Source organism: Idiomarina sp. 29L (assembly GCF_004123135.1).
Lineage (GTDB): Bacteria > Pseudomonadota > Gammaproteobacteria > Enterobacterales > Alteromonadaceae > Idiomarina.
Window position 1 is genome coordinate 64,262 of the sequence record NZ_SDJS01000005.1, and the last position, 16,661, is coordinate 80,922.

The 16,661-nt window shown below is 47.1% G+C and carries 17 protein-coding genes and 1 pseudogene; 10 read left to right on the plus strand and 8 right to left on the minus strand.

Annotated features, from left to right (window positions below; genetic code table 11):
* Positions 1 to 2 precede the first annotated feature (2 nt).
* On the minus strand, positions 3 to 1,073 hold the full coding sequence (locus EST55_RS10990; protein WP_129497498.1) for a PepSY-associated TM helix domain-containing protein: 1,071 nt from the start codon (positions 1,071 to 1,073) through the stop codon (positions 3 to 5).
* A 175-nt stretch (positions 1,074 to 1,248) separates the two neighbouring features.
* Here EST55_RS10990 and EST55_RS10995 point away from each other — a divergent pair, with 175 nt between their 5' ends.
* Together EST55_RS10995 and EST55_RS11000 are read left to right on the plus strand one after the other, a co-directional pair.
* Positions 1,249 to 2,031, plus strand: a complete 783-nt coding sequence (locus EST55_RS10995) for a ferredoxin--NADP reductase (RefSeq protein WP_129497499.1) — start codon at positions 1,249 to 1,251, stop codon at positions 2,029 to 2,031.
* A gap of 14 nt (positions 2,032 to 2,045) precedes the next feature.
* Complete coding sequence (locus tag EST55_RS11000; protein WP_129497500.1) at positions 2,046 to 2,627, plus strand: uracil-DNA glycosylase family protein; 582 nt, start codon at positions 2,046 to 2,048, stop codon at positions 2,625 to 2,627.
* On the opposite strand, the gene EST55_RS11005 is transcribed toward EST55_RS11000, so the two are convergent.
* Positions 2,628 to 3,089: an isoprenylcysteine carboxylmethyltransferase family protein gene (locus EST55_RS11005; RefSeq protein ID WP_129497501.1), complete on the minus strand. Its 462-nt coding sequence runs from the start codon at positions 3,087 to 3,089 to the stop codon at positions 2,628 to 2,630.
* Between the two features lie 30 nt (positions 3,090 to 3,119).
* Between EST55_RS11005 and EST55_RS11010 the strand changes: the two genes are divergently transcribed.
* From EST55_RS11010 to EST55_RS12385, 3 genes and pseudogenes are all read left to right on the plus strand, one after another.
* Complete coding sequence (locus EST55_RS11010) at positions 3,120 to 3,659, plus strand: DUF1415 domain-containing protein (RefSeq protein ID WP_129497502.1); 540 nt, start codon at positions 3,120 to 3,122, stop codon at positions 3,657 to 3,659.
* Positions 3,660 to 3,719: 60 nt separating this feature from the next.
* On the plus strand, positions 3,720 to 4,613 hold the full coding sequence (locus EST55_RS12380) for a PAS domain-containing protein (RefSeq protein ID WP_240665304.1): 894 nt from the start codon (positions 3,720 to 3,722) through the stop codon (positions 4,611 to 4,613).
* Positions 4,614 to 4,625: 12 nt separating this feature from the next.
* Positions 4,626 to 5,108, plus strand: a pseudogene (locus EST55_RS12385) (GGDEF domain-containing protein); the annotation flags it as partial.
* 13 nt (positions 5,109 to 5,121) lie between these two features.
* Here EST55_RS12385 and EST55_RS11020 read toward each other — a convergent pair.
* Positions 5,122 to 5,454, minus strand: coding sequence for a helix-turn-helix transcriptional regulator (locus tag EST55_RS11020; RefSeq protein ID WP_129497503.1), 333 nt, complete (start codon positions 5,452 to 5,454; stop codon positions 5,122 to 5,124).
* 3 nt (positions 5,455 to 5,457) lie between these two features.
* Positions 5,458 to 5,853 carry a hypothetical protein gene (locus EST55_RS11025; protein ID WP_129497504.1) on the minus strand — a complete coding sequence of 132 codons (396 nt, stop codon included), beginning with the start codon at positions 5,851 to 5,853 and terminating at the stop codon, positions 5,458 to 5,460.
* A 222-nt stretch (positions 5,854 to 6,075) separates the two neighbouring features.
* Here EST55_RS11025 and EST55_RS11030 point away from each other — a divergent pair, with 222 nt between their 5' ends.
* Positions 6,076 to 6,732, plus strand: coding sequence for an SDR family oxidoreductase (locus EST55_RS11030; protein WP_129497505.1), 657 nt, complete (start codon positions 6,076 to 6,078; stop codon positions 6,730 to 6,732).
* Here the strand turns inward: EST55_RS11030 and EST55_RS11035 are convergent.
* Positions 6,706 to 7,563 carry a LysR family transcriptional regulator gene (locus EST55_RS11035; protein WP_129497506.1) on the minus strand — a complete coding sequence of 286 codons (858 nt, stop codon included), beginning with the start codon at positions 7,561 to 7,563 and terminating at the stop codon, positions 6,706 to 6,708. The genes EST55_RS11030 and EST55_RS11035 overlap by 27 nt on opposite strands.
* Before the next feature lie 93 nt (positions 7,564 to 7,656).
* Here EST55_RS11035 and EST55_RS11040 point away from each other — a divergent pair, with 93 nt between their 5' ends.
* Entirely contained in the window at positions 7,657 to 9,687 is a 2,031-nt protein-coding gene (locus EST55_RS11040) for a ligand-gated channel protein (RefSeq protein ID WP_164976540.1), read from the plus strand.
* A gap of 3 nt (positions 9,688 to 9,690) precedes the next feature.
* On the opposite strand, the gene EST55_RS11045 is transcribed toward EST55_RS11040, so the two are convergent.
* The gene (locus tag EST55_RS11045) at positions 9,691 to 10,722 is read right to left on the minus strand and encodes a phospholipase A (RefSeq protein ID WP_129497508.1); all 1,032 of its coding nucleotides are present in this window, start codon (positions 10,720 to 10,722) and stop codon (positions 9,691 to 9,693) included.
* A 234-nt stretch (positions 10,723 to 10,956) separates the two neighbouring features.
* Here EST55_RS11045 and EST55_RS11050 point away from each other — a divergent pair, with 234 nt between their 5' ends.
* Complete coding sequence (locus EST55_RS11050; protein WP_129497509.1) at positions 10,957 to 13,575, plus strand: EAL domain-containing protein; 2,619 nt, start codon at positions 10,957 to 10,959, stop codon at positions 13,573 to 13,575.
* 72 nt (positions 13,576 to 13,647) lie between these two features.
* Here EST55_RS11050 and EST55_RS11055 read toward each other — a convergent pair whose 3' ends face one another.
* Both EST55_RS11055 and EST55_RS11060 read right to left on the minus strand, forming a co-directional pair.
* The gene (locus EST55_RS11055; protein ID WP_129497510.1) at positions 13,648 to 13,959 is read right to left on the minus strand and encodes a hypothetical protein; all 312 of its coding nucleotides are present in this window, start codon (positions 13,957 to 13,959) and stop codon (positions 13,648 to 13,650) included.
* Complete coding sequence (locus EST55_RS11060; protein WP_129497688.1) at positions 13,956 to 14,693, minus strand: alpha/beta hydrolase; 738 nt, start codon at positions 14,691 to 14,693, stop codon at positions 13,956 to 13,958. The genes EST55_RS11055 and EST55_RS11060 overlap by 4 nt, the downstream gene beginning before the upstream one ends.
* Before the next feature lie 425 nt (positions 14,694 to 15,118).
* Between EST55_RS11060 and EST55_RS11065 the strand changes: the two genes are divergently transcribed.
* Positions 15,119 to 15,553, plus strand: coding sequence for a hypothetical protein (locus EST55_RS11065; RefSeq protein ID WP_129497511.1), 435 nt, complete (start codon positions 15,119 to 15,121; stop codon positions 15,551 to 15,553).
* A 15-nt stretch (positions 15,554 to 15,568) separates the two neighbouring features.
* On the plus strand, positions 15,569 to 16,456 hold the full coding sequence (locus EST55_RS11070; RefSeq protein ID WP_129497512.1) for a hypothetical protein: 888 nt from the start codon (positions 15,569 to 15,571) through the stop codon (positions 16,454 to 16,456).
* The last annotated feature ends 205 nt before the right edge of the window (positions 16,457 to 16,661 follow it).

Genomic DNA, 16,661 nt, shown 5'->3' on the forward strand with positions numbered 1-16,661 from the left:
GCTTAAGGCTCCAGTTTTAGGGACACACGGCCGAGTTCGTGCTCGCCGCTGTCTGTTATGGATATTGGGTGGTTAAGAGGTAAAGACAATGGCAGTCGCAACATTTCACGGCCGCCAAGCTCACGAGCTGCTTCTACGTATAGGTAGTATTTGCCTTCACTTAGCTCAGGTAATTGATTCAGCATGGGGGTTAAGTCGACCCGTTGAATGCCGGGACGGCGAGTTGCGCCGGACACACCATCTATGGGCATATCGGTCATGCGTCCGCTGCGGCGCCACCATTGACGCATGTCTTTTAGCCACTTTTCCCCTTCGTTATTTTCAAGGTTTACGTCATACCACACCGCAATATCGACAACACGCTGATGACGCTCGTTGGCTAACCAAACGGCAACATAAGGTACGTGATATTCGGCAACAGACAAGCGCGGAATTTCCACTGTGAGTTCATTTTCAGCCGCGTGAGCCGAGCCAATAACGGCGAAAAGTGGAATGATGAATCCGGCCAGGACCAGTGGCCAGGTTGATTTGCGGCCCTTACTGTATTTTTTCAAAAGCAATAACCCCGTAATAGTGAAAACAATGCTCGCGATAGCAAACACATCAATAAACAAACTCCATAAGAATCCGGTGTTCCGGGCCTTGTGCAGATCATTAAAGTAAGCGATCCAGCCGCGATCAGTGTTTTCAGAATAAAAAGCACCGCTGGCTAAATCGACACTGAACCAGCTGTCCCCGCCAGGTCGGGGCATGGCGACGTACACTTCGTAATCACTCCACTCTATTTGGGCATTTGAACTGATGCTGTTATGTGTCTTTGCTTCGTACCAGCGGTGAAGGGAAGTTGGCAGAACGTCATTCCCTGACGCATTCACCAACCGTTCCAAGTCCTTTTGAGGGAGAGACCCTTCGTAACTTTCGATGCTCGGTGCAGACTCTATCCACCCCGCATGATTCAACGTAATTCCCGTGACAGAGAACAGCAGCATGCCAATAAGGCACACTGCTGAGCTTATCCAGTGCCAGTCTTTGAGTGACCAACCTCGCTTTTTTGATCTGTTTCCGCGCGCCATAATCCACTGCTGTTAAAATTGGCTGAAGCCAACGTTTTTATTTGATGTTTTATGAATATGGCGTTAGTCTATATGAAAATCATTCTTATTCGCAATTTAGAAATAGTGAACTGATTTTTCAGTTTTTAAGCGCATAGCGTTACTTTTGCCGTAATCTGCAGGAGCAGGAGTTTTCATGAGAAGTACTATTGCCGAGACCGTGACTCAGGTACGTCACTGGAATGACACTTTATTCAGTTTTAGAACCACCCGTAAGCCAAGTTTCACGTTTGAAAACGGCCAGTTTGTGATGATGGGCCTGCAATTGGAGGACAAACCACTGCTGCGAGCTTACTCAATTGCCAGCGCGAATTATGAAGAAGAACTTGAGTTCTTCAGCATAAAAGTGCCTGATGGCGCACTAACGTCTCGCTTGCAGCATATTCAGGTGGGCGATGAAGTGGTGCTGTCGACGCGCCCTACCGGCACCCTTGTTCCGGGACATTTGTTACCGGGTAAGAACCTGTACTTGCTGAGTACAGGAACCGGGCTGGCGCCGTTCATGAGTGTCATTAAAGATCCCGATATTTACGAGCAATACGACAAGGTGATTCTTGTTCACGGGGTGCGCTATGTCTCCGAGTTGGCTTACCAAAAAGAAATAGGTGAAGACTTACCTGGTAACGAGTTTTTTGGTGACTGGGTAAAAGAAAAGCTGATTTATTATCCAACGGTAACTCGGGAACCTTTCAGGGATGAAGCGCATCAGCAGCGTATTACTGATTTGCTGACTTCTGGCACGTTGACGCGCACCATAGGCATGCCCGATTTGAACCCGGAGCATGACCGTTTTATGCTGTGTGGTAATGACGCTATGCTGCAGGACTTAATGGCTATATTGAACGAGCGTGGCTTTACAAAGGCAACGTCGCGTAAGCAAGGCGATTACGTTATTGAGCAGGCATTTATTGAGAAATAACCAATGAGGTAACCATGAGCTCCTGGCAAAACTTGCTGACCGAGGTTCGTCAATGCACGCTATGCGAACCGGAATTGCCAATGGGAGCTCGACCGGTTGTTCAGCTACATCCTGACGCCAAAGTTTTAGTCGCAGGTCAGGCGCCTGGCAGACGTGTTCATGCCTCCGGTAAACCGTTCGATGACCCAAGTGGTGACCGTCTTCGTCAGTGGATGGGCATTGATAAGTCGACGTTTTATGACGCTGAAAAGCTCGCTATTATTCCTATGGGGTTGTGTTACCCGGGCACCGGCAAGTCCGGCGATTTACCGCCACGACCCGAATGTGCTCCGGCGTGGCGGCACAAGCTCCTTGAGCAGTTACCGAATTTGGAACTGACGTTAGCCATTGGGCAATACGCCCAAAGCTGGCATATCGACGAACCAAAGCAGACGCTTACTGAGCGAGTAAAAAACTGGAAACATTATTGGCCAGAGGTTTTGCCGTTGCCGCACCCCAGCCCACGTAATAATTTGTGGTTAAAGCGTAACCCGTGGTTTGAAGACGCCGTTATTCCGACGTTGCAGAAGCGCATTGCCGAATTAGTCAACGCCTGATTACCACCAGCGACCGGTCTCCCGGCAATAGCTTTTGTACGCTTCGCCAAAGGCATTGGTAAGAGCGCGCTCTTCGGGCTGGATTTGGAACTTCGTCATATACGCAACATAAAGCACCAAGCCCCATAGCGAAAACACGCTGCCTAAAAATACACCCCAAGCCATAAGCACAAAGAAAAAGCCAAGGTACATTGGGTTTCGGGTGCGCTGATAAATCCCCGTTGTGACAAGTTCGGTACTTTTGTTCGGGTCTCGCGGGTCGACCGTGGTCTTTGCCCGGCGAAAGCTTATAACGCCCAGTAAAGGCAGTAAGACACCTAACACTAATAAGAAAATTGCCGCAGCACGCTGGCCAACATAGAAAGCATTAAACTCTGCGGTATAATGCGCCGTTAACCACATCAACCCTGCCACAATGGCGACAACAATGACGGGCGGAACTTTGAGTTCTAAAAACTTCATAGAAAGAAGCGTCCTTTTGGTGATACGAAAATGACGACCGAAACTTCTACAATTATTGAGCAAACCGAGCGCTGGGTGCAACAGCTCATTGTGAAATACAATATTTGCCCGTTTGCGCGCCGCGAAGTTGAACGCAAACGTGTTCGCTACGTTGTTGCGGAACAACAGGACATGGCTTCGGTGTTACAACAATTACTGGACGAGGCGAAACATCTGGACGAAACCCCTGAAACCGAGACCACACTTTTTATAATCCCTCAGGGCTTTGAAGGCTTCTATGGCTTTTTAGACTTGGTCGGCATGGCTGACACATTGCTTATTGAAGAAGGCTATGAAGGCATTTATCAATTAGCGCATTTTCACCCGGATTACTGTTTTGATGGTGAGCCTCAGGATGACCCGGCAAACTACACGAATCGTTCACCGTTCCCAACGCTTCACTTGCTAAGGGAAGCGAGTTTAGAGAAAGCAATTGAGCAACATGACGATCCGGAATCCATCCCTGAGCGCAATATCGAGTTTTGTCGTCGTAAAGGTGCTGAGTTTTTTGTAAAGATTTTAAACGGTTAGCTTGGGCTGACGAATTGAATGGCGTAGGCTATGCTTTAGTTATAAACAAAGGTGATTGTCATGCCAGAGCGTCAGCTGTCGAATAAAATTCTGGAAAAGTTACCCACTATGGTCGCGTTCATCGATGAAAAGCGGCGCTATCGTTATATCAACAAAGCCTATTGCCAGTTCCTTAACCTGAAAAAAGCCGACATTCTGGGTCGGTTCGTTTCCGATGTTCTTGATGATGAGCTTTACGCGAGGGTGAAGCTTCGGCATGACAAAGTATTTGAAAGCGGCAAGGTCAGTTCCTTTTCGGAAGCGGTTACATTTAGGGATGGCCGTAAGTGCTTTTTGGATATCCGCTACATTCCTGAGCTGGATGAAAGCAAAAAAATGGTCGGTCTGTATGCTGTGATGGAAGACGTGACCGAGTACTATGCTTCGGTCGATTTAATGCGCACCATTCATGACATTATTCATAAGCGCGGCCGGCGTATTGATCCTGTATCAATTGATGAGCTCCTGAAGTTTGGCGTTGAGTATTTGGACGTGGATATTGGAACCGCAAGTTCAATCATTGACGGCGTATACACCATTGAGTGGATACAAACGGCAAAATTAGAGTTCGATGCCGGTACTCAACTTCCTCTGGGTACTACCTATTGCTCTGTTGTTTTAAAGGAAAATGAATTAGTACATACCAATGAAGCCGACAAAGACGCGCGATTTAAAAATCATAAATCGTTTCTGACGTATGGGCTTCAGTCTTATATCGGTACACCGCTTGTTATTAACGATGTTGTTTGGGGCGTGTTAGGGTTTGCGCGTAAAACCGCTCGCCGGGAAGCTTTCAGCGAACTGGAAATAGAAATGGTGCGTATGATGGGCACCGCTGTCGAGACGGTTATTGCGGAGCAGGCCGTGCGTCATGATCTGATACGACAACGTGACGATATGGCAGCCATCGCATAAACGGACTCGCTCACCGGATTAAAAAACCGCTCGGCAGGCATGCAAATGCTTGAGCAAGGGCTGGCAACCCATTACCAGGATAGTTGCTGCGTGGTCGCGGTTATCGACTTTGACCATTTTAAGTCCATTAATGACACCTACGGCCACGACGTTGGAGATCAGGTGCTCATCGCTGGCGCTAACGCCATGAACGACAGTTTAAGAGGGAGTGACACGGTGATTCGGGTCGGCGGTGAAGAGTTTATGATTATTTTGCCTCACACCGATAAAGAGAATGCCTCAGCCGTACTTGAGCGCGTTCGAGAAGCCGTGGAGACAACGGTCCTCACGCTGGAGTCAGGCGACGTCATTAACCCCACTGTCAGCATTGGCGCTACCGCCAGTGAAACGAATGACGACGTGTCGAGTATTTACCGCCGCGCTGACCAAGCGCTCTATAAAGCTAAGCATGTGGGGAGAAACTGCATTGTTTGGTCAGACAATGCAGAGAGTTAAGCCAAACGGTTCTCTATCGGTTGGTTAGCCATAGCGTTAACCCAATGCCGATAGCCATACCAAGTAATAACGTAATCAGCATTGGCAATGCATCGATCCAGCTTGGAGCCCGCTTGGGAGCGTCTTGGGACAGTCGCTTTTGCTCGGCACGAAAGCTTGACTCAATGGTCTTACGTTCCACCTCTAAAACGCTGCATAAAGCCAGTACGGTTTCTGATGAAGCCATACCTTCTTTCTCAACTCGTTGTATTGTGCGAAGGCTCACGGCGCACGCATCGGCAAGGTGCTGCTGAGTCCAACCTTTGTCATTTCGAAGCTCGACAATTTTAGTTGCATCAATACGCATAGCCTACCCCAAAAACGTTAATGCGGCGGTGGCAGCGAGGTAGCCGAATATCAGCCCAACAAAGAAGAAAATAACTAAGTTCCTGACAAAGGCTCTCTTGTTATCGAAGGCAGAGCGCGTTTCCGTGCTGACGGTTTCACCATTTACTATCAGCCGACATTCCACGCGGCAAAAGAGAAAGCCTGTCACATTAAAATGAAGTTCATAGTCAGTACCGTCGACGTGAAACTTATGGCAGCTTGATAACCCAAGGTTACGCTTCTTTGACACAGAAGCTCCGTCAACAAGTACTTCCTCTTTGCCTGTGAGACTTGATGCATTTGCCATTATCGTGTGTCCATTGTCGTTAAACTTAAAACGATAGGCGAGGTTCAGTTTTTCCAGTAAAGATTGTTTCATGAGTTTGTCCTTTTTATTTAGTGTAAAGAGTACAGCGTTATTTCGATGAATAAAGCTATCAGTACCAGAAAAATATCGTGACGCCAGTTTTGAGTCTGTCATATGACACACTGCTGTCATATCGGCTGCAGCCCTTATCTTCCCTTTAATTTACAGTGGGGTAGCGATCTAATCCGCCACTTCAGTGCGTATGATCAGATATAGAAATCATGGAGGTGGATTATGAATGTTGTTGTTATTGGTGCTAATGGAAAAATTGGTCAACATCTTGTCGAACAATTGCAAAACGACGACAAACACAAGGTTGTTGCTGTAGTACGGAAGCAGGAACAAAAACAATCGTGGGAAGAGAAAGGTGTTGAAGCCAGGTTAGCCGACTTAGAAGGCTCCGTTGACGACTTGCAGACTGCTCTTAACGGCGCAGATGCCGTGGTATTCACAGCAGGCTCCGGGGCTAACACGGGTGATGACAAAACGCTTTTAGTGGATCTAGACGGCGCCGTGAAAACCGTTGAAGCTGCTGAGAATACTGGCGCGAAACGTTTTATTATGGTCAGCGCATGGCAAGCGAATAACCGCGAGAATTGGGCGGAACAGCTACTGCCTTACTATGCGGCGAAGCATTACGCCGATAAAGAGTTAATGCGCAGCAACCTTAATTGGACGATAGTGCGTCCCGGCGCATTAACGGATGATCCTGCCAGCGGTAAGGTGGTTGTTGGAGAGTCATTGGCTCCGGGCTCAGTGCCTCGTGAGGATGTCGCGAACGTGTTACATCGCTGCCTCGACGAATCAGGAACGGAACGCAAAGCCTTTGATTTGATGTCGGGCGAGAGTGACGTTCAGCAGTCCCTACAAGCGATGAAAGAACTCGCTTAGTACCTCAACAGTCCGTTCAGTTTTTGCGGGAATATTGTCTTTAACCGGCAATACTGCGTGAACACTGTACGGACTGCCTTTCCACTCAGGCAGCAACCGAAGTAGGTGACCACTTTCAATGTGGTGCTTGACTTCAGGCTCTGGCAGTAACGCGTAACCCACCCCATCTAGTGTCAGTTGCACCACAGTTTGCATGTTGTTGAGCATGATTTTCGGTTGCGGGAATTCAAGCTCTGAAGAGTTCGACATATGCCCAATAAAGCAGTCTTCGGGAAGGTCGTTAAAACGACTGATGGACTTCTGCGCAGCCGGGTGCGAAGCAGCAATACAAGGAATCATGTTCCAATCTACTAAGTGCCTTGCATAAAGCGATGAGTCGGCAAGAGGGCCAATCCGAATGGCCAAGTCGGCGCCGGCGGTAATTAAATCAATGGGCTCGTCCGTCATGTGCAGCTGAAAATGGACATTTTTAAACTCTTGTTGCAGCTTTTTTAATGGCTCGCTGAGCAAGCCACCACCAAAACCGACCGGGGCTATCAGTTTAATTTGCCCTTGCGGCGTTTTGGTCAACGCCTCCCATTGCTCTTGGTTACGCGAAGCAATATTGAGCATGTCTAAGCATGATTGGTAAAACACTTTTCCGGCTTCGGTCAACGTCAGCGTCCGCGTGTTCCTATGAAACAGCGCAATACCGTTGTCTTTCTCCAGGCGCTGTAACTGTTGGCTAACCGCAGACACTGTCATGTGCAGTTCCTTTGCTGCCCCACTCATACTGTCCAGCTCAACCGTTCGGGTAAAAGCCTTCATTGACCGAATCATTTTTGGGTTCATGTTTTAGTCCTGCTTAAAACCTATTTCAGAATTTCGACGTTGATGAATTTATCTTAACACTTATGATCGCCAATGAAAATTATTCTCATTTAAATGAAGGGGCGATTTGTGAACGTTTTTAAGAATGGCTTGAAACTGGGTGTACTTTCAATGGCTATTTTTTCTGCCTTGGGTACCGCTTATGCACAGGATGGTGCAAACGACGATCGTGAAAAGCGACGTCATAAACACAAAGACATGGAAGTGATGGTGGTGACGGCCTCTGGTGTCGCACAGCATATCAAGAAGGCGCCGGCTTCTATTTCCGTTATCGATAAAGACGAGTTGTCACAGCGCTTCTACAAAGACTTAACCGACGCCATGACGGATGCGCCAGGGGTTGTAGTCACCGGCGGTGGTGACCGTCAGGATATCAGTCTGCGGGGGATGGGAGCCGACTACACCTTAATTTTGGTGGACGGTCAGCGTCAGAGCTCCAGAGAAACCCGTCCAAACAGCGACGGTCCGGGTGTGGAAGGCGCCTGGACGCCACCTCTGGCTGCCATCGATCGCATTGAAATTATTCGTGGACCGATGTCGTCTCTTTACGGCTCGGACGCAATAGGTGGTGTGATTAACATCATTACGCGAAAAACACCGGACGAATGGCGCTCTGAAATTCGCGTTGACGGCACATTGCAGGAACGATCGGAGTCCGGTAACAGCTATCAAACGAACTTTTATACGGCAGGTTCACTCATTAAAGATACTTTGGGACTTCAGTTGTCGGCCGGCTACACACGGCGCCTTGAAGATGACATTGTCGATGGCTTTCGTGATAAAACGGCGCAAGATGCGGACATGAAACTGGCTTATACGCCAAACCGGGACCATGAAATTCTGTTTGAGGTAGGTACCGCTAAACAGACAATAGATGCGTCTTTGGGAAAAACGGTTGAGCCGCTGGCGCCGGGTGAAGAATGTGGTCGCCGCGGGTGTCCTGAGTCTTCAAGTACTGTCTATGATAGTCACTCCGTATCTATCGCTCATAACGGGCAATGGGGCTTAGTGGGTGCACGCAGCTACCTAAAACGCGACGAGTATGAAAACGAAGCTCGTTTAATGACCATTACCAATACCGACTTTCAAAGCCACTGGAATTTACCACTATTTGATGACAATTCAGTCAATACCGGCGTTTCCTACTTTAAGGAAGAGCTGGAAGATTTAACCAGTAACCAAATCAGTGACCGTACCCGAGTTGAAGGCTCCCAATGGTCGGTATTTGCAGAAACGGCCTGGCCATTGTTTAAAGGGTTCGACTTAACTACCGGCGTTCGTTATGACGACGATGATATTTTCGGCGGTCATTGGAGCCCTCGCGTTTACGGTGTTTATACATTAAGCCGGGCAACAACGATCAAAGGTGGTGTTTCAACCGGTTTCCGAGCGCCGGGCTTGCGCGAAACGACCCCTGACTGGGGTCAGGTCAGCCGAGGTGGCGATGTTTACGGTAACCCAAATTTAGAAGCAGAAACGTCAACAAACTATGAGTTGGGTTTGTATACCGACTGGAGCCGCCATACCTCAACCTCTGCTACTGTTTTTTACAACCAATTTGACGATAAAATTACTCGCGTTGCCTGCCCGGCAACGGTGTGTGATGCCGGACCGAATCAGTTTGGCTCCATGCCAACGACTCGTGTGAATATTGATGAAGCGGTGACCCGAGGGGTTGAGTTGACATTCAATTCACGCCTTAGCCGCCATTGGTCAGTTAAAGGGAACTATACGTACACCGACTCTGAACAGAAATCGGGTGAGTATGCTGGTGAGCCTCTAAATCAATTGCCTAAGCACTTAATACAAACGTCGTTAAACTGGAAGCCGAATAAGCGCTGGAACAGTTGGCTACGTGTGCATTATCGCGGTGAGGAGAGCCAGCCAACGACAGGGCCGTCACAGAATGCCTTGGTTGCGCCGTCGTACACACTGGCAGACTTCGGTGTGAATTATTATGTCACCCGTGAATTAAAGTTAGCGGCAGGTATCTATAATCTATTGGACAAAGAGATTGGCGTGGGAGAGTACGGCTATGTTGAAGACGGCCGACGTCTTTGGCTATCGGCCGCCTACAGCTTTTAGCACTTAAAGCACATTGTTTAACGCAATACCGATACCAAAGCGAGTTTGCTTGTGGTTGTAATCAATCAGGCTCTCTCCGTAGCCGGTAAATATCGAGGTGTATCCAATAAACTTACCGCCGAGTGGAAATGTCCAGTTAAGCTCGGCGGAGCCTCTGCCGGTGTCTATGGCGTGGTTAAGCTTTAAAATGTACTCGAAGTCGCCGTCGCTGTATGCGGTAGTGAATTCGTAGTTGCCAACATAGTCCGTAATATTTGGGTTGTCGTCACCGCTGGACTGAAGCGGGTCGGTTTTCGCGTCTTCTTGTAAACGAACCCACGGCTTAAGCGAAAACACAAAACGGCCTTTTTCAACGACAAACTGGGCATAGAAGCGATTCCAACTGCGCGACAGTGGTTGGCTGCGACCATTCGACAAATGTTCAGCCCCAAACACTAAGGCCGTATTGGTACCAAAAGGATGCCATCCGGTTGGCGTCGCGTAGAAAAACTCAGGCATGTAGTTCGTTTCACGGAACGGCTTAGAAATATTGTCCGAATAAACTTGCCACCACGACTGCACAGTGAAGCCAAAGAAAAACTGGTCGTCCTCGAACAACAAGCTTTCTTTATTGAGCGGTACTTTAAAGCTTAGTTGAAACTTTGACTCGTATTCTTCCAGGTTTTGCTCATAACCTTCGATATCCGCGTATTGTATACGGTTTATATTGTTTGTGGTCAGCACAGGCAGCATGTAATTTCGGCGGTGTGGAGTCAGCACATAAGGGTCAAACTGGGTGACCTTTTCACTTTTCATCCGGTTGGTGAGCACACCCGGCTCTTCCACGGCGTCGACTTCAACCACTTCCTCGTCTTCGGCACTGCGTAACTGCTCTTCACACTGACTGCGTACATCCGCAATTGTGGTTTGTTCCGCTTTGGTCGTATTCATTTTATCGAGTAGGCATTGCTGCATTTCAGACAGCTGCTGTGCGTGAGCCACTGTAAAAAGAAATAGACAAGAGGCTGTTACACTAAGACGAATCCATGTTTTCATAAAGGTACGACTCCAAACGGTAAGCTTCTGTGTACTATAGCGGAATTAACAATTTTAGATCACTCATTCAGGTTTATTTTGTTATACACTTACAAAAAGTAGGTGTATAACGCTTATCGAGATGAGCAAAGGAGAACACGTATTTCATACCGCGCGCTCGAATTATTCGACAAACTGCCACTTTCTTACCGTTTTGCAGCGGCGTTGCTATTACCCGTTATCGCAATTATTTGGATGTCTGGGTCTAATATTATAGAGCTGCGGCAGTCGGTTAATCGGCTGGATGCGCTGAATGATAATATCACGCTGGTCACCGCGGCCGGTCAGCTCGTCGGCACATTACAACGTGAGCGTGGCTTGAGTGTGCTCATTACAGATACCGGCACTGAGCGCTTACGGTCGCGGTTATTGCAAAGCCGTGAGAGAACGAACCAGCAGCTGATAAACCTAAAGCAAAAGCTGGGTTCAGTAGATATTACGTCGGAAACCAAAGCGCTTCACCAGGGCTTAAAGTTAGCGACTGATGCACTGGGGCAGCTACCGGTTATGCGTGAACGTGTCGACAATAAACAAGCGACCCCTGATGAAATACTTCAGTTTTATACTGCGATTATTCGGCAAACCAATAGCCAGTTGAATGAGTTAGCACGTGACTTATCGATAGTAAGCCTCTCACGCGAAGTAAATGCTTACTTTATTTTAAATCGACTGCGAGAATTACTCGGACAAGAGCGTGTCATTGTTGGTAAAGCGCTGTTAAACGGCAAAATGAGCCACGAAGACATTCGTCAGTTGGCTTATAACGCTGGTCGACAACGCAGCTTGCTGATTGGCTTTGAAAGTCAGACCTCGGTGGAGCCGGACGGTGATTTGTCCGCGTTAACAACGGAGTTTCGGCAAAAGCTACTCGCAACACGAACGCCTAATGAGTTACTTCAGGGCATGGACGCTGACGTGTGGATAGCTCAGCAGACACAGCTTATTGCGACCGTTCAAGACGTTGAGCAACGGTTAATCACGAGCATTAAAGAAACGGCGACGAGCTCTTATGAATCGTCCCTCAACGAGCTTTGGCGTTACGTCATTATCTCACCATTGGTGTTGCTGACGGCACTGTTCCTAAGCTGGCTCATTCTGCGCTATGTGCGTCGCCAAATAATGTTGGCAGACTCCGTTTTTCAATATACGCAAGACCGCATTACTATCACGGATGCCGATGGCCGAATTCTGGACGTAAACCCGGCCTTTACGCGCATTACCGGCTATAAAAAACGTGAAGTGCTGGGCAAAAATCCCCGGTTCCTGAAGTCAGGACGTCAGGGCAAGTCATTTTATCGCTCTATGTTCCAGCAACTGATAAAAGACGGCTTCTGGCAGGGAGAGCTGTGGAACCGCCGTAAAAATGGCGAGTTTTATGCGGAACTGGCGTCCATGAGCGCTATTAAGAATAAGCGCGGCGAAGTACAAAACTTTGTCGGCATTAGTTCGGACGTAACAGAACGAGCGTTTGCCCATAAGGAGGAATTAGAATTCAGAACCTACCACGACGCTCTGACCGGGCTTCCTAATATCTTACTTGTACGAGACCGCCTGGAACACGCATTGAGCATTGCTGGTCGTAAAGGCGACATGGTCGTGGTCGCGTCTATCGACGTCGATAATTTCAAAAATATCAACGCTCAGTTTGGCCATGCGGTGGGTGATAAAGTCATAGAACAGCTTGCCCGGCGGCTCAACGCCACCATACGCGATGGCGATACGGTCGGAAGGCTCAGCGGCGATGAATTTTTATTGGTCATTGAAGGTGGAGAGAGTGAACTGCAGGTGAATGAGGTTCTCGAGCGAATAAAGTCCGAGCTCTCCGAAACCATCACCGTTGGCTCTTACACCATGGATATTACCGTCAGTATGGGCGTTACTGCGTATCCGCAGGACAACAACGATGCCGATACCCTCATTCGCCACTCCAGCCAGTCACTGCATCAGTCTAAGCGCAACGGCCGTGACCGCATAACGTGGTTTGATACGCATCGCGAGCAAGAGCAGGCGAAGTTGACCGAGCTTATTAAGCGTATGGAACAGGCTATTAGTCATGATGAGCTGGAGCTTTTTTATCAACCCAAAGTGAATATGGAAACCTGTGAGGTCATAGGCGTTGAAGCCCTACTGCGCTGGCGCGATCCTGAGCGCGGGTTGGTACCACCGGGTGACTTTTTGCCATTTATAGAAGAACATCCGTTCTCTATTACGATTGGTAATTGGGTCATAGATAGTGCACTGAAGCAAGCCGATAAATGGCGAGCGAAAGGCATTAACTTACCCATTAGCGTCAACATTAACGCACTACAGCTCTTAAACGATGACTTCTTAGACGAATTAAATGCCCATTTAAGGCGCTACCCGCAAGTACCGACCGAGTCTCTTGAAATAGAAGTGCTGGAAAGCGCCGCCATTGGCAAAATTAATGTAGCCGCCGAGGTGTTGGCTAAATGCAAAAAAATGGGCATTGCCGTGTCATTGGATGACTTCGGTACTGGGTTTGCAGCACTCGACTACTTGAAACGCTTACCGGCGCAGACGCTCAAAATAGACCAAAGCTTTGTTCGTGACATGCTGACAGACGAAGGTGATTTGGCCATTGTGAAAGGCATTATTGGTTTGGCCGATGCCTTTGACTTCAACATTATTGCCGAAGGCGTTGAAACCGAGCTGCAGGGTAAAACATTGGTTGAGCTAGGCTGCGTTCTTGGCCAAGGGTACGGCATTGCGAAACCGATGCCGGCAGGCGACGTACTGCCATGGCTTAAAAACTGGAAGTGCCCAGAGGGTTGGGATGGGTATGAGAGTTTGTGAGGTGAGGGTGTGGTTTGTTTATGGCAAGTTAATGCTGAGCGGGCATTTTTAGCATTTGGGGGCCCTTCATGTTTACCGTTTCTGGGTGATGCGAAATAGGTTCTTAGCAAGACCAACGCACAGCATCGTCATGGTCGTAACAACAAAAAACTGTCCGAACATTTGGAGCGCAAACTTAGGCCAGAAGTTAATTTCTTCGGTGAAGAGCGGATGCCAAACATATATTAACGTTAAGCTCCCCGGGAACAGTAGTACCTTGGTGCCGGGCATGGGACCGCCAAGAACGTCGTATAAATTCCAGCTCAACGCAAATACTGCTGCACCAATAATGACAGAGATTAAACCCGCGTATACTGCAATAGTTATCGTTTTAGTCTTTATCATGAATTAACTCGACAGCCCGTGCCGTTTAGAAAATTATCTATAACGTTAGTAATTTCATCTTTAAGCCATTTGGGGCCGTAATCAGTCATGTCGTTGTGACGGGATTTTGGTATTTCGGTAACGCACATACTGTACTCTTTTGCTTCTTTCTTTGAAGGCAATACTCCGTCGTCAGCAGGGTAATCACTACCTCTAATCGATAGGACATTAACATCCTTTCGCCTGGGAAGCGGAACGCGACGATGGTCAAGTGTAATAAGAGTATCAATGTAATCCTTGCCCTCATTCGCAAGCCAGGAGGAAATATCCCCACCATTTGAATGACCAATGAGTAGCAAGTCGTTGAAGTTATAGTTTGGGTTATTAGATGCCAGCCTACGTTTAATAAAGTTGAGTGTTTCGGCGCCTCTCTTCCAGTTTTCACTTCGAGTTTCATACAAATTACCCGATACCGAAAGCGGAGGATCGTTCTCTAACTCGTGCCCAATAGCTACAACCATGTAACCCAGTTGGTTTAACTGCTCGGACAAAAAAGTGTATTTAGTATGTGATACGCCGTAACCCGCGCTAAGTAATGCCACTGGGCACTTCTGGATCTCGTTGCAATGTTCCTTTTCAATAGGATGAGAAACTTCTATCGGAATATGCCTATCTCTGGATTCATCGTAAATCTCGTCGCTTGCGAAGCTAAGAGTGCTGAAAAGTAAACTTGCGAATAATGTGAGGAGTTTCAAATTATAGTCCTTTACGATTTGATTATGTTTTTCCAACATTACTAACATTTCTAATAAATGTCCGCTGATCGCTCGGAGCAGACATGGAAATCGGACATAAAGTGTCTAGCAAAGCCTGAGAAGTTCACTTTGCAGTTGGTTAAAGCATTTAAGGATAGGTGCGTGTGTGCAGAGCCGCTTAAAACGGCAGGTGACTCAAATGCTTTGGAATTTATCAAAAAAACAATTCTCAATCTGACAGCGTATTTAACTGCTTGCCATAGGTGCTTCCCCAAAGGTACTCAACCAATTCTGCATTGGGCTATCCAGCTCCTTTGAAGTTAACAAAGGTTACTCATTTAGTTACGTTGCAGAATGCTATGTTAAATTTATGTATTTCTTGGTAAGTTATTTGTGAATAAAATAACTAAATCAAGGAAACAAATATGAAGCTCAAATTAATCTCATTCGTTGCTCTGTTTTTCGCTTTTAGCAGTTTTGCGGCACAAAAAGCCGACGTTGTTTCAGTTACATCAGCGCCGTCAGCTCTAGTTTCACTAGAGCAATCTAAATCAACCGTTTTTCATGTCACAATGCCGTCTAATAGTACGCTAGTTGCTACCGTTTATGGTGGAGATAAAATAAGTAGCGCTCATGAGAATAGCACGCAAATCAAAGAATACATTGATGGGAATAATGTAAATTTTCATGTTAGCGGTGCTGGACAATACTCAGTTTCAGCGGTGACAGAGTGTGGTTTAAGTTTCTCAATAGTAATAAACGCCATAGAAGGTGGTAAGAAGCCCGTAGATATTAAAAAGTTTTTGCCTAAAGTTGCGATACAAGGCGCTTCCTGCGAAGCCGTGTCGACAAAAGGGTAAGTTAAGGGTTTCTTTATGAACAATAATAATGACGAAGATACTTCAAATGTAACGCTGGATAATAGGCAATCAGTTGACCCTTGGGCAGGCCCAGTCAAGGAAACTAAACTGCTAAACGTTTTTATCGTTATTGCAATCGGGCTTTTTGCGGCGGGCCACTTCTTTAATATTGTAGAAATACGAATGTGGGGACAAACAGAGGCTATGGTCATCGCAAATGAAATGTCCAGCGGTGAGCTTACCTTTTTTGTTTTTTGCTGCCTTATCGCCATCGCAAGTGCGCTGACCGGCGTTTTACCTGTTGCAGCAAAAGTCGTAGCAGTCTATTTCCTGATTACTTATGGGGATATTTTTTACGATATATCTGTTGAAGCTTCAGAGGCATCCGATACGTTAAGCATGATGGGCATAGATCTATCCAGGTCAAATGGTTGGGAGAAGCTGTTTGACTATTTAGGTGTTGGGGCCTATTTGCTTATTATTGGTTTTATTTTAATGTTTGTGAGCTTGTTTATCAGGCTTAAAACTCGGAATTTGCCAATGCGAAACTCCTTTTCCGAGGGAGCAGAAGTCCGCCCTAAAGCCGCGGCTGCTTCGAGCCGCTTAGGTGGGTTCGTCAGTAAATATATTGAGGTTGTTAACCTTCATATTGCTGACATAAAGCTAGCGTTAAAAGAGCGTGATAGCAGCGACTCTCTGAGTTCAATAAAACTCGGTACGGATAAAACAAAAAAGTCAGTGAATGATAAAGACTTTCGCGCGAGCGGCGTCGGGATTTATGAAGTTATAAAGGGTAGTTTGGCCTATGCTTTTGGATTCATAAAAACTGTATTTTCGGAAAACAACACGGGTAAGGTTCTAGTCGTGTTGACTGTAATCATGATTTACAACCTTATTTTTTGATAAAAACTCTTCGGGGTATCGGTTGTTACTTATAAGCATCTCTTTTGTGCCAATCTATGGCTACGAGATGTCTAGCAGATCAGTGGCGACTCAAACTTAGGTATACCAGGCTGAGCAATGCAAATATCAATGAGTGCAATGTTTAGATTCATTATTGGCTTTAGCACTCATATTTTGCTTGGCTGTCAGTTGTAGATTTTAACGG